The following is a 15,076-nucleotide window of genomic DNA, read 5'->3' on the forward strand; positions in this document are numbered from 1 at the left end:
TCACGCTCCCTCTTCTACTATTTCTGCGGAAGCTTTACCTGAAAGTATTTCGCCCGTCCTTTGTAGCAGCAGCTGATAAGGTGTTTTCTTACCTGTGGCAATTTCTACTCTGGCCGGTAAATCGTGTAATAAAGGGAGGTGGGGCGGTGTCTCACCTTGCAAGGATAGCTGTACAAGAACTTTACCTTGCTGGACGGCACTCGCCACCCGCTCTACACGAGCCTCCAATTGCCCGTAACGAGCCCAGGAAAATCCATCCAATTTTACTTGGGCTTGCTGCCCAGGCTGAATATGTCCCAGTGCTAATGCGGGCGGAAAAAATGCCTGTATAGAAATAACGCCTTCTGCCTGAATCGTTGCAACTTGTTGCCCGGCAACCAGTACTTCACCTTCCCGAATTTTCGCCAGCGAAGCCAATACCCCGGTAATTGGGGCACGTAAGTTCTGTTCACGTACTGCAAGATGGCTTTGCTGGATACGGGTATCAACTTCCGCAAGCCTTCCATCGATATCCTGATGTCGCTGTTTTAATGCGCTCACCTCAAGTTGATATTCACTAATCAGTTGCGCTCGACGATCCTCCAAAGCACGAATATCCGCTTGTACTTTCAAGGTTGCCATCGCCATTTGTTGGTACGTTCGCTTTGCGGCGAGGTAATCCAATTCTGAACTTTGTTGTTTTTGTAACAGTCGCTCATAACGATCAGTAACATCCGCTTGAATTTTCTGATTACTCACTTGAAGCTGGTACTGTTGTTCCAGTAATTTTAATTGATCGCTAAGAGCCTTCTCGTCTTCACCAAATTTTTTATCGAGTAGCTCTTGTTCTCTTTGAACTGATTCAAACTGATCTCGCAAGCTTCCGGATATCTTGTTATCTCCCTGCAAGCTCAAATCAAGTACGGACGTATCAAGACGAATTAATATATCGCCTTGCTCTAAGGCATCTCCCAGCTCTGCTTCAATATGCACAACACGCCCAACTCTCTGGGTACTTACATGGACGGTATTGTGATCTTGCTCCAACCTCGCATCTTCACTCACGCTATATGTTGTGATTTCCATTGTAAAAAACCATATAACCCAAGCCGATAAAAGCAGGACACCGAGAGCAGTAGCTAAAATCAGACCACGAATAGAATCTGAAACAATGGAACGTGAAGTGTGAAAAAAAGGAGTTGACAATATAAGAAACCTATCAATAGTTATCGCATTGAACAGGAGTAAAATTTGACTCTATTCATTCGATCTTTTGTATTTTTCTACTGAAAATACAGGAAATACAAATTTAGATTTCTCAGGTTATGGAGTCAATTGGAATCTGTATATTCCTCGCTCTAGCATAGTGATTTATAACTATCCCCGCCTAAGCTAAAGTGACGGTCCATGCAATGCTATTTGCTCCACAGCCAAAGTAGTCAAGGCGAAGCTTTTCAACCAAAAATAATTGAGGATAAAATGCAATATAGACCTGGAGTGCACCTAAACACCCTCAATTCATATTCATCTAACATGGAAAGTAAGTACAAACTAACAGCGGGCATAGTGGCCTGTTCACTTATAGTTATGCTCCATCACTAAAACCTTGATACTGATCAAAGTAGCTGTCGAAAAACAAGAATTTCACATTTTTCAGCTAAGTAGCCATAGTACTATATAGGCAAGAACCCATTTTCTGATAAAGTAAATCTAAAAGCAAAGCACAAGAGTTAAAATCAAAAGCATAAATTCGGCTTACCATCAATATAGATTCGAGACTTGCTTAATACTTTGCAGTATTTCCGAAATTGCAAAGCCAATACACATGCTAGAGCCCAATCACAAAAGGTGGCTCAAAGATTTTTATTAGAGATCTCTGTAGAAAAGTGGCAAATCGGGCCAATATAAAATCTACGAGACGGCGCTATCAAGAATCTGAAATAAACACCATTCAGAATTTTTATTGAACAAAAAACTTATTGACCCCACCTAAAAACACACAATTAAAATGAATTCAGGGTGTTATCTGATTGGATAAAGCTCTAACAAAGCCGCCACTTGTGAACCAAGCATTGTATCTGCACCGTCAAGATTCCACTAGCAACAGACCATCTTTTTCGGCCCTGCTTTTCGCAAGGATAGTTGTCGAGACAAATTCTCGCTAAATTATTGACAAAGTCAAAGCTGACAAAGATAGGCTTAAATTATGAGCTAAATAGCAATAATCATATTAGGATATAGGTTTTATAGTTAAAAAAATCATAGCTCACTTTCACCGTCAACTGAAGGCAAAAAGTAGAGGGGGAGCAAACTCATTTAGATTGATTCTAGTATTTAAAAATAAACAGCTAGAGCTATTCCTGTAGCAGAAATAAAGTGGCACCAATCGACATCATTTGACGATTGGCGCCTGCGAACCCATATTATCCCATCGAAAGTAGACCAAGTGATAAGAGTCATGTAAAAAAATTGCAAATTTACGAATGAACTCTTACAAAATAGGTGTGTCGAACGATCAGTGCGAGTTACAACCATTTACGTACATTGGAATAAACTCGACAGGTAAGTCAGGGCCGGCAATCCCCCCTCAGGAAAGCAAAGCCTGCAGTGCAAGCAGATATAACTACAAGGTTATTTGAAGTTTTCAATAAAGCAATACTGAAAATAGCCTCAAAACCTATCGAGATCAATCTGTAAAAAGCACTCCAAACAGCCTAACTTTGGGGGTCAAGGGAAAGATTACTTAATCTTCATCCCAAGGCAGTTCTACTTGTGCATCAGGCCCAGCTTTAATATCAGTTTCAGTGTACATAGCGCACCTTCCTTTCCGTTAGTTCATATAGTTTGCCGGATAGGAACCTCTACCCAGCAAGCTAAAGCTTAACTCGATTATGCCCCAATATGCCAATGTTGACTGGTAATTATGGGTGAATGATCACAACAAAAATTTTTGTCTACCGCTAGAAATACCCACTACATGCATTAAAGCTCTGAATTGAGCGAAAATTTTCTTAGCCCAACAGGCTCAACACTTCAGGACTATCTATCCTATCTACAACCTACTAATCCTCTTATAATGTAATATCCATCCTACATCAATCGACTTTTGTAAAATACTTATCAATATTTTTAACTGGATTGATGAAAGCCTCAACTAATTTAACGCCACCCATAATCTCCTAGTGAGAATTTCATTAAACCGGTCCTTAATACAATCAAATTAGTCTAAATTTTCACATTATTAATGAAGCTATCGTACCAATTCATGCAGGTAACCCGGACCTAAATACCCCCAAGAATATTCAGAGCTCCTACTAAACTGACTTAAATTCTATAGCTCTCCTTGAAAAGACTAAATATTAGGCTAAAAAATTAACGAATTTGGCAAAAAATAGTAAAAAATTTAAAAATTGGCCATTTTGCAACAATAAATATTGACACACCCTTGATCTAACCAAGCTCACTCTTAACACTGGAGTAATGAGATATTGCCAATCTCAATGCAGGAAATTCAATCCATTCAAATTATGGCTATTTATAAATTTCTGCGCCTCCAGCCTCAACTATATGCACTAACCACCCCCTCAGTTGATACCAATGTTTTGTTACATAAAATCAGCAGCCACCCGCAGTGCGGGCGAAATGGTGAAAATCCCCAAAGGGGGCTAGTTACAATCCAGTCAGCTGCCTCTGCTCTTGACGGTGCTATTCAGTCTCTTGATTCTTGATGTACTCTCGAATTATCTGCTCATCAAGCCCCACTTTACTAACAATCCCCGAGCCGAAAAGTGTCTTCCTATAAAATTTCTCTCTACATGCTTGTACTTCCGAAATATCTGGTTAGAAACACTGAATTTCGGAGGAACCACTAACAACATATGGATGTAATACCTCATTGCGTATCCCTCGACCGACTCAATACCCTTTTGACGGAATAAGTCTCGAAATATCGTTCCTATCTCCCGCTTCAATCTTCCAAATAATGCTTCACGTGAGCTTGGCACCGCCAATCTCGCATATGGCCTCCTTTATATAACTTGCTGGTTCATGGAGGCCATATTTTTCATTCTTCGCGCCTGAACGGCAGAGCCCTCTCATGTCTCACCGTCAGAGACGGTGGTTTACCTATGTATTTATTAACCCATGAGCGATTTGTCAGCCCTAAAACTACCTCTAAAGTAACATTATTTAAATTTTATTGACTTATGTCTCGAGACTAAACTCCTATAAAAACAATCGTTCTGCTATAATAAAGGTGAATTTATGGGTAAATAAATTGGTTCCCCCGGGAAAGAGCATTAGTACCTTCACATCGTATTTGACAATATTATTCCCACTATCAAGTCAATTTACCCGATAAAAATTCATGCATCCTGTTATCACCAAATAATCATTAAAACCCAAAAAATTACCCGCCAAGTTTATTTTGACCTAATTACCTATCCAACATAAAAATCCATCTACTCGAACAACTCCTATCTAACACATAAAACAGTTAATCAGTTTGACCCAAACCTTCAAACTCAAAAATTAGATACTATTAATTACAAAAAGTTATAACTAAGCAGGACAACCCTAAGAAAAAAACACAATCTTTTGCTATTATCTTTGGACGGTTCAGCATATGAAAACCTAAGGGATATTTAAAACCCACTCTCACACACTAGCCCCTTTAAAAGTAATCTAAAGACTATTGATATAGCTATTAACGTTTCCAATAGGAATTTCCCTATGGTAAGTTGCAAGATTTTTTTGAGTTCATTAAAGCTAGCTCCGGATGCAGCCTCTAAGCTATTCCAAGATCTAATCATTAAGGAGTTAGATACAGAAGAAGACCCTAATGTAGAAATCATTAACACCCTCCAAATAACACCAGGCGAGTGCCATATCGAAATAATCTGCTCGAAGAAACCCAGCCTAACACATCAAAAACTACAAACACTATCCATCCAACTTGATGAGCGGGCGCGAAGTTATTTTCAAATTGAAGACCCGATTCAAGTAAGAGTTCTAATATTTGCAGAAGACTTCATTACTGGAATAAACTAAATTGCAAATTAAATATAGAAAAAGGGTTATTATGCAATTGTTAATAGCCATCTTAAAATTAAGGAAAAACAGTAAAGTGGGCTAAAATACAAACCCCTGTAATAATCATATAAAGTGATTATTACAGGGAAAGTACTATAAATCTAGAATGTTGCTACCAAGCCAATTCGTGCAGATCTTGGAGCTGTCCAATCATATGCAGCGCCATACCAATCGTTAACTTCAGCTGAATTTAGCTCATAGTGCTCATTAACATTCGTAGCCTCTTGATTGTCGAAGACATTGTAGATGTCAAGTGATGCAGTCATGTCAACTCCATTCAATGAGAATCTATACCTCATAGAGGCATCTACATTGAATGTCCATGGGGTTCTGCCAACCTCTCCTCTTGGAATGTAAACATACTCGCCTGTTTCAGGATCCAAATGGTAGAAAGTATCACCATAGCTACCATAAATGTTTGGATCATCACTTGGGTAACTATGACCAAATGCAGATATTGGTCGCCCACTCGCCAAAGTAGCGTTTAAGCCGAATGTAAGGTCTTCAGTAAAGTCATAACTTCCAAACAGCTTGAAGACATGCCTGCGATCATTAGGCTGGTAACCTTCTGCGCCGTCCATAAGAGCGGGGAAATCGAAATCTTGAGTGACACCAGCATCAGCCTGGTCAATATCAGACTTTACTGCCCCCTCAAAATTACCAGTGCTACGAGACCAAGTATAAATAAACTTCCAGGTCATTTGATCTGTACTATAAGTCAGATCTGCTTGAAGAGCGCGATAGATATTTTTTGCTTCAGGTAGACCTATTGTTTCTGCAGAAAATTTCCTTAAGGAATCAGGATCTGGTGAGCCATCAAATAAATCCCCCTTCACTACAAGTTCGGAACCATCCCAATAATACCCATCGGCATACCAAGACATCGACTCACCCGGATTTACCATTACGCAATACGGCCATGCATAGCGCCCGCAGTAATCATCAAGGGCAGAAACAACTTCACGATAGACCCCGCGAACTCCCACACTTAGATCATCGTTAATCGCTGTTTCAAAGCCCAAAATATACTCGTCGCGAGCAAATGGTTCAGCTTCTTGAGCTTGGAATATATCCTTTTCTGGAATTACAGGAACGGAACTTACATAGGAAGAAGAAACAACATCACCATTTATAGGCGTAATTCCCGTAGGAGCATTAGTTACTGAGTCAATGCCAGTGTAAGTGTAGTAGGTTGTTACATCACTTACGCCTGATGCAGCTCTATAGATCGTATTATTTGCAATTGGTAAATAGTAGCGCCCCCAAGTACCATAAACCTTTGTCTCACCATCACCAAAGGGGTCCCAGGAAAATCCTAAGCGAGGGGCAATGTCTGTATCAAACTCGAACAGCTGTTTTCCTGTAGTACCATCTCCCTCATAGATATCTTTGCGGAGACCGATGCTTATCATCAAGTCATCCATTATTTGCCACTGATCTTCGATATAAAAAGCAGTTAAATCTGAACTAAAACCGCCCCCTCCTTCGAAGATACGATCACTTACGACTTGTAGCGGTTCTCCAGTTTCGTTTGTAAATAAAACTCCCTGATCACCTTGTACACTTCCACCAATGCCAATAGTTTCATAAGTCCAACTATGACCAGCAACTGGAGCCGTAGTACGAGTTGAAGAGCGTTCCTGAATATCAACTCCCGCTTTAAGGCTATGATCTCCCAGTGAGTAATTGATATCTAAACGATATTGAGTGTTTTCATCAAAATTAGAACCAATAGTTCCACCACCACAGGTACTTACTCCCAACCCAGCTTCATCTGCAATTGCTGGACACTCTAAGGCTAGTGGCTCGGTGGTGTACTCAGTTTCAATTTGGCCCGCCATAGCAGATATACTTAAATCATCTGTTATATATCCGGTATAATTAAAGGAGTGGGCATCAGATCCCCTTATTCTGGTGTTACCTGTAACAACCCCAGCTGAAGCACCGATATTTGGCCCAATTGACCCGGTATTTGCATCAAACTCATAGATAAGTTCCTCAGTTTCATTCCGATCAGAAAAACCGAAATAACTCAACCGATGATTATCAGTAATATCCCAATCTATTTTTGCCCCCCAAAACAGATTGTCAGTACCAGATGATTCCCGGGTACGAAACTGAGTATCTGGATTTCCTTGGTCAAATCCAGATCGATAAGCAAACTTATCAGTTTTATCCCTAGGGTTTATCAAGCCATAGAAAAAGAGCTTGTCCTGAACAATTGGACCCGAGGCAGAAAATGTGTAGGAAAATTCATCATATTCATTTTGGGATTCATTGCGGAATACATCTCCTGTTCCGCCATTGCCCCTAGAAACAGACCCTTCTGAGCGAAGGAAGTCTGGATCCCAGTAAACAGTGCTACCGAACTCCCAGGTATTTCCACCACTTTTAGTAACGGCGTTGACAACGCCGCCCGTTGTGCGACCAAATTCTGCTGAATAGCCGCCAGTTTTCACCTGAAACTCTTGATAAAACTCAAATGGAACAGAGCTACATCCTATCCCCTGCCTAGTATTTGTTACTTCCAATCCATTGATATAACAAGAGTTTTCTGCGATCGATGCTCCGCCAAAGGAAGCGGCGCCAAAACCATTACCAGTGCCAAAACCGGTATCCCCGGCAATAACACCTGGCGCCAACAATGAAACCGCTGTCAGGTTCCTTGCGATTGGCATTGCATCAAGCTCAGCCTCTCCCATAACCAAACCAGAATCCATTGTATAGGTGTCGACAGAGGTTAAAAGTCTCCCTTCGACAACAACCTCTTCATAAGTAATATTATCAATATCAAAATTGGCATTCGCATTAGTGCCAAGGGTGACCCTTACTGTACGCTCAGCCACCTGTTCTCCATCTTGGGTAACCACAACTTGATACATGCCAATAGGCAGCTTGGTAAACCTGAAATTCTCCCCCGATACTGTTTCAATTGAGCGCGTTAGCCCCGTACTCAAATTATTAACAGTTACTACGTACTCTTCTCCCACCTTTTGCTCAGAAGATTCGATAACACCAACAATATTAGAACTTGAGTTACCTGTCGCATACACTTGATTGCCAACAAACGACAACCCAATAGATGTCGCTAAAAGCGTCTTTTTAAACAAATTCATAAACCCGTCCTTTTGATTATTAAATATGTTTATTAATTATGCTAATCAAACCACCCTACTACTGCTTACTCACCCCATTAAATTATCCCCTCCACCAAACAACCATAAAAATGAAAAAACACCCAGAACAACGGCCCTCCCTTTTATTCTGATAGACTCATAAAAATTAAAAGTGGGACAATCATTTCAAATACTTAAAACTACCCCTCTTGGCACCCCACATATTAAGCAATCATACTTTTTTAAAACAACCAATAAAAATATTTTCTATCGATCTCAAATATACATCAAAGAGAAAAGGCAGAAATACCGCCAAAACCGGACATAATTAACAAATAGAAAATCTTTAAAGTCTATTTAATAGATTTATACCACACACAGCTGCCATCAAAAAAATGCGGGAGCAACTTCAACAAAAGATAATCAGAACCAAATAAAATAAATGGCACTCTATATTCAAGAATATCTAATTTATAGGTACTTCAAGTCACACTAATTTACTACGCATCCATACTGGATTAACGATAAACAAGGTAAATCTCAATATAAATAAATAGAGTGCGGCAGGTTAAACAAAGTCAGGAATGACTGATTAGCAAGGAAGCGAAGCCGTTCACTTCCTTGCAGGAATTTACTTACGTAAAAACTCCAGCATCCATCTGGCAACTGCATTTTCATGGATATCGTTCTTGAGCGACTCCTGCCCTTTATCAACCACAGCTTCACCAAAAGCCTGCCGTCGAAGCTCCATTAAGCTATTCGAGTAGGGCTTAGTAAATTCTGGATGCGCCTGGAAGCTAAGCATATGATCATCCACCTGCACCATTGCCATGGGGCAGAACTCACTGGAAGCCAGTACTCGCCCACCAAGCGGCAGCTGATCCACCTGATCCTGATGCGTTACTAAGAGACTAAAGTTGGGGGCGGGTTCAGACATCCAGCTAGGCGTCTCCTGCATTTCGTAGGTGTGCACTCCCAGCCCCCAGCCCTTATCTGACTTACGAGCCCGGCCTCCCAGTGCCTGGGCAATTAACTGGTGACCAAAGCAAATACCAATGGTCGGCTTTTTCTCACCATGTAACTTGCGTACAAAATCCATTAAGGGCGCAATCCAGGGTTTGTCGTCATAAACGCCTGTCTTGCTACCGGTAATCAGGTAAGCATCTACTTCATCTATATGGTCGGGATACTGGCCGTGCTGGACTTCGTAGGTGTTAAACTCCAAATTGGAGTCCTGGTCGCGCAACAAGTCGGCAAACATCTCCGGGTACTCCCCAAATTCGCCGACAAGCTCTTTGCGCACATCATCGGTTTTTAAAATTCCAATCTTCATTATTTTCACCGCTGAATTGACTACGTAGTATTGGGATTATGGCATATCCAGTCATCAGAGACCGCAATCAGAAAGATTTGCCCCACTGTAACAAGCGCCATAACAGCACATCTTTCATCATAGATCTTTTACCTATCCGGGTCGCCTGATAGCTCTTTGGCCCGCCGCCTAGGAGCAACATTTCTCTCTGGGCATTCTTAGCTGAAGTAGTTTTGTGTATGATCTCGGCTTTAGCACATTTTTCAGCCAACCCTTCGGCTACAAGGCGGCCCAGAGGCAATTAGGGTCGCTTGCAGTAACGACTGAGGACCAACAATGACCACAACAACCTCCCCGAGTGATCGGCAGGATAGTCCCCCAGGGCGCAAGACAGCCTTTATCCGCTTCTTAGATGCAGTGGAATGGCTCGGCAACCTTCTCCCCCACCCAATCACACTGTTCGCGCTATTCGCCGTTAGCGTGATAGTCATTAGTGGTATCGCTTCTTACTTTGGCCTGTCTGTCCCCGACCCCCGCCCGGTTGGCGCTGCTGGCCGAGCTCCAGATGGCGTCATTGAGGTCTTCAACCTTATGAGTGGCGATGGACTCAGGATGATCGTTACCAGTCTGGTTAAGAATTTCACCGGATTTGCTCCGCTGGGGACAGTTTTGGTGGCCCTATTGGGGGTTGCGATTGCCGAGCACTCCGGCCTGTTAAGTGCCGCTGTTCGCGGTCTGGTACTCCAGGCCTCCAAACGCACAGTCACTGTCATAGTGGTTTTTGCCGGCATCATCTCTAATACCGCCTCTGAATTGGGCTACGTGGTACTGATCCCATTAGCCGCAATGATTTTCCACTCTCTCGGTCGACACCCTATCGCTGGCCTGGCCGCCGCGTTTGCCGGTGTCTCTGGCGGCTACAGTGCTAACTTGCTGCTGGGAACGGTGGACCCGCTGCTATCGGGGATCACAGAATCAGCAGCCCATATGATCGACCCGACCTACTCCGTGGGCCCGGAAGTAAACTGGTTCTTTATGATTGTCAGTACCTTCCTGATTACCGGAGTTGGTAGCTGGGTGACCATGAAGATCGTAGAACCCAAGCTGGGTAAATATGATCCCAGTGAAGCATCTGTCGACCTGACTCAAGACAAAGTTGGCACCCTGACCGACGCCGAGAAGCGCGGCCTTAAGTACGCAGGTTTGGCTGTTTTGGGCGTATCTGCAGTACTAGCTTTGACGGTGGTGCCTGAGTGGGGTGTTTTACGTAATCCCGAGACAGGCTTGGTCGCGGGCTCTCCGTTCCTTAAAGGTATCGTCTCACTGATCCTGGTGTTCTTCGCTATCCCGGGATTTGTTTACGGTAAGGTTGTCGGCACCATGAAGAATGACCGAGATGTCATTGATGCCATGGCCAAGAGCATGAACAGTATGGGGATGTACATTGTCCTTGTGTTCTTTGCTGCACAATTTGTCGCCTTCTTTAAGATCACCAACCTGGGCACCATTTTTGCCGTTTTAGGTGCTGATGCGCTACAAAGCATCGGCCTCACTGGGCCACTACTGTTCCTGTTCTTCATCATGATGTGTGGCTTTGTGAACTTAATGCTGGGCAGTGCCTCTGCTCAGTGGGCAGTGACAGCTCCCATCTTTGTACCCATGCTGATGCTGCTGGGCTACGCCCCCGAAGTAATCCAGGCGGCCTACCGTATCGGTGACTCTGTGACCAACGTTATCACGCCGATGATGAGTTACTTTGGCCTGATCATTACTTTTGCTGCGCGCTATAAGAAAGACTTGGGCATGGGTACATTGATCGCCACCATGATTCCCTATTCCATCTTCTTCTTTATTGGATGGACAGCCCTGTTCTTCATCTGGGTTTTTGCCCTGGGACTGCCCGTCGGCCCCGGTGCAGCTACCTACTATGGTGGCTAATCCACTGATTAATCAGTAATCCTAGAGCCCGCTTATGCGGGCTTTTTTGTCTCCCAAAAATGACCGTACATTTGAACTGGTCATTTATATCCGCTGGTAACTACCCAAAAAGTGTTAAAGCGTTCCTGAAATCACCAGTCATTCAAGATAGCTTTAGGCAGGGGTAAAAAAGTGGATAAATTAAGAAAAAATTATTATTCCCAGATATGGAGTCACCATAAAACAAAAAAATTTTTTTACTGTCATAAGGGAATAAAGTTTCAATGTATTAACTTTAATTGGTATTTTTTTCATTAGGTGACATTTTGATTATGAGCAAAAGCCAAAAGCCCTTCGAATCCACAAAAAAAACAAGTAATATAGGCCTTGAAATAATACTTAGCGGAGACTGATTGGCGGATTACGCCAGTTTCGGCTGCCTTGTTTTAATCTCATATATTATTTTCTCAGGATGAGTCGTGTGCACTTTGTGGTAGTTAGTGCAGTAACAGTTATCCATAGCGCACAATACATATCAGGAATTCGAAATAAAACAGGCATTCGCCAATATGACGGTTTTGCAAATCCGTCAGACAATGCCCAGGAATGTGTAATCCTGGAATTTGCATTTATTTGTAGATTCCTAAAATTATCGGGCGCGCCTATCAGTTGAATATTTCCGCTCAAATAGAAGTTGCGACCCGGCACGCCTAATAATTAAATCAGGCTGGGTTCTTGGAAGGATTTGGAAGAAATTGACCCAACAAATAAGAGCTAAGCTGTTAACCGGCTTTTATGACCAAGTATCCCAGCTAAATGGCTGCCCGGAAACACTGCTTAATAGCGCCGGTATTAACCCCGAGCAAGTTGAAAAACTCGAGGGGTATCTCCCGTTGAGTAAAGTGACTGACCTTGTTGAAAAGGCCGCACGACAACTCAATTGCGCGGATTTCGGACTGAGACTGGCAAAAAGCCAGGGGGCTGCCGCCCTCAGTTCTCTTGGAGCAGCAGTATTGCAGTCGTTGACCCTCGGGGAATTCCTCAATGCTGCCGTAAAGCAATTTGCCGCCCCTCCTTATAACCTGCGAGTTGAATTGGAAGTTAAAGGGCTCCAAACGTTTATAACTTTTCATTGTTTAAATGATTTAGAAAGTTATATACCTTCGGACTCTCCATTGCCTCTCGAGCTATTCCGGGAATTTCTCCTTGGGGTTTCTGTTGTCGCACTACAAATATTATGTGGTGAAAAGTTCAATCTGGAGGCGGTTCATTTAAAGTCCAAACAGCCGCTCCACGACCAATATGAAAACTTTTTTGGTACAAATGTACAGTTTTCACAAAATAGCGACACCTTGATTCTAAGTAGCGGCCAGTTGGCCCAACCGACCGAGAAGTGCAACCCGGTTTTAAGGCCTCTATTAAAGTCTTATATCGACAAAGTACTGGAACAAGGTGAATCAAACCTGATTCACCAGGTAGAACAGCTGATCTATTGCCTGATGCCGCTAAAGCGCTGCAGTCTGCAGGAAGTCGCCAATCAGCTGGGCATGCACAAGCGCACACTGCAGCGCAGGTTGCGAGATCGGGAATTGGTGTTTGAGGATATTCTCGACCGTATTCGCCGCGAACGCGCAGAGCATTATCTCAGTAGAAAGTTGCCACCTATGGCCCAGATTTCCAATATGCTGGGGTATCGGGAGCAGAGCTCATTTAACCGGGCCTGCGACCGCTGGTTTGGTACCACTCCAATGAAAGTTCGCCGCAGGTTGTTGAGTGAAGCTGCGGCGAAAGCTGCACTGGAAACTGAAAGTTAAAGCCCCTTCAGAAAAATACAGAATCAGTCGTGACACAAGCCAGATTTTAGCTTGTGTCACGACTGATTAAATACCCAGCCTTTCCTACTTACTCATCCCCTAATTCCCACCTACACCACTGATCAATTAGAGCCTGTCAGATCTCTGGATCATTAGTCGTAAAGTGAGCTCTCCAGCCCCACACTTCTTTACAAGTTATCCACATTACTTACTCATTCCTCGACTATTTTCGATGGCAGTCCCAGGCCAATTCGAGAAGCCAGCCCTTCGCTGAGCGGTAATCGCCATTTCCCGAGTCTATAGTTTCGGGCGACAGCAATAACCTCTGTCAAAACCCAATGAGCAAAGTTGAGGCTCCAGGGACTCCCCTCAAAGTGCCTACGACAGGAGAACACGATGAAAAAAATATTTATCCCAGTAGCAGCCCTCTTACTGGCCACAAATGTATCTGCACAGCCGCGCCAGCCTCCGCAGGAAGCGATTGATGCCTGCAGCAGCTTGGCAGAAGGAGACGCCTGCACTGTCGAGACACCCAGAGGCACATTGGAGGGCACCTGCCGTATGCCCCCGCAGATTGAGCAGCTGGTCTGTGTACCTGCCGGCGGCAAGGGCAAAGGCGGCCCTCGCCCCATGGAAGATGAAGAACAGTAACTCCCAATTAATCGCAACCGGCCAGCGGTACTGTAAATCTTGAGATGTCATTATGAAGAAGTGGTTATTTGTGGGGCTTTGCAGTATTGCGCCTCTCTCGCTGGCTCACGTACCCGATAGCGCCCTGGAGGCTTGTCGAAACCTGTCCAGTGGCGCCAGCTGCTCAATGGAACTGCCCAATGGCCGAGTCAGTGGTCGCTGCCGCAACCACCCCCAATCACATGGCCTAGCTTGTGTTCCCGAGCGCAAACTGACTGCGCGCTCTACAGGAGGGGGCGCCACTGGTGGACGCCACACCGCTCGCAAACACACAGTGGTGCAATCCGATGGTCTGCAGCACACTGTTCCCGCTACCGAAGCACCGATTACCTTTAGTGAAGTGAGTATCAGTATCCAGGGACCCTGGCGCGTTATTGAGGCCAATGGTATTTCCGAGCATAAGACTGGTACCTTCCCCAATCGCGGCAATCCCCATGAAATCGAGGTGCAGCGCTACCGTTTCCGAGTTCCGGCTATTCCCCAAATTGCCGCTCAATCTACACCGGTTCCGTTGCAGAATTTTGGTATCGGACTGAACGGAGTGCCTTTCGACCCCAGTGCTGCGGAATGGTACCTGGGCAATCGGGGACGCTGGCGCTACGAAGCCCTATCCGGTGCGATTCAGCTGGGTGTAGACGATAACTACGCCCATGTTCAGCCCAATGGTGCCTATCACTATCACGGAATTCCCACCGGTTTATTACAGCGCCTGGGGGTATCTAAGGAAAGGCATTCGCCACTGATTGGCTGGGCTGCCGATGGATTCCCCATTTATGCCCTGTACGCCTATGCCGATGGTTGGGAACCGAAATCCGGAATTGCGGCAGTGACTTCAAGCTATCAGGTGAAACCCGGGAAACGCCCCAAGGGCAGTAAAGAACCCGGTGGCTACTACGATGGTACCTTTGTGGATGATTACCACTATGTAGCTGGCTCCGGCACATTGGATGAGTGCAACGGCAGAATGGTTCGCACCCCGGAATTCCCCAAAGGCACCTATGCCTATTTTCTAACAGAGGACTGGCCCATTATCCCGCGCTGTTACAAGGGCACCCCGTCAGAGGATTTTCGTCGGGGCCCCGGTAACAACCAGCGCAAGGGTGCAACTAGGCGCCCCTAGCGCAGGAGGCTCTGAAAGCTCACTTCCCCAGAGGAAT

Annotated in this window: 8 protein-coding genes; 5 read left to right on the forward strand and 3 right to left on the reverse strand. The window is 44.3% G+C overall.

The genetic code is table 11. The features are described 5' to 3' along the window. Positions 1-1,185: an HlyD family efflux transporter periplasmic adaptor subunit gene (locus tag QT397_23610; protein ID WNZ55796.1), complete on the reverse strand. Its 1,185-nt coding sequence runs from the start codon at positions 1,183-1,185 to the stop codon at positions 1-3. Positions 1,186-4,710: 3,525 nt separating this feature from the next. Between QT397_23610 and QT397_23615 the strand changes: the two genes are divergently transcribed. Further along, positions 4,711-5,028, forward strand: a complete 318-nt coding sequence (locus tag QT397_23615; GenBank protein ID WNZ55797.1) for a hypothetical protein — start codon at positions 4,711-4,713, stop codon at positions 5,026-5,028. 143 nt (positions 5,029-5,171) lie between these two features. Here QT397_23615 and QT397_23620 read toward each other — a convergent pair whose 3' ends face one another. After that, positions 5,172-8,186 carry a TonB-dependent receptor plug domain-containing protein gene (locus QT397_23620; GenBank protein WNZ55798.1) on the reverse strand — a complete coding sequence of 1,005 codons (3,015 nt, stop codon included), beginning with the start codon at positions 8,184-8,186 and terminating at the stop codon, positions 5,172-5,174. Between the two features lie 631 nt (positions 8,187-8,817). After that, positions 8,818-9,519: a GMP synthase gene (locus QT397_23625; protein WNZ55799.1), complete on the reverse strand. Its 702-nt coding sequence runs from the start codon at positions 9,517-9,519 to the stop codon at positions 8,818-8,820. Between the two features lie 315 nt (positions 9,520-9,834). Between QT397_23625 and QT397_23630 the strand changes: the two genes are divergently transcribed. From QT397_23630 to QT397_23645, 4 genes are all read left to right on the forward strand, one after another. Beyond that, complete coding sequence (locus tag QT397_23630; protein WNZ55800.1) at positions 9,835-11,436, forward strand: AbgT family transporter; 1,602 nt, start codon at positions 9,835-9,837, stop codon at positions 11,434-11,436. A 734-nt stretch (positions 11,437-12,170) separates the two neighbouring features. Continuing rightward, entirely contained in the window at positions 12,171-13,229 is a 1,059-nt protein-coding gene (locus tag QT397_23635; GenBank protein ID WNZ55801.1) for an AraC family transcriptional regulator ligand-binding domain-containing protein, read from the forward strand. Between the two features lie 396 nt (positions 13,230-13,625). Next, a complete protein-coding gene (locus QT397_23640; protein WNZ55802.1) occupies positions 13,626-13,880 on the forward strand; it encodes a hypothetical protein in 255 nt (84 codons plus the stop codon). A 52-nt stretch (positions 13,881-13,932) separates the two neighbouring features. Beyond that, positions 13,933-15,039: a YHYH protein gene (locus tag QT397_23645; protein WNZ55803.1), complete on the forward strand. Its 1,107-nt coding sequence runs from the start codon at positions 13,933-13,935 to the stop codon at positions 15,037-15,039. Positions 15,040-15,076: the final 37 nt, after the last annotated feature.

The sequence above is a fragment of the Microbulbifer sp. MKSA007 genome (genome assembly GCA_032615215.1).
Classification (GTDB): Bacteria; Pseudomonadota; Gammaproteobacteria; order Pseudomonadales; family Cellvibrionaceae; genus Microbulbifer.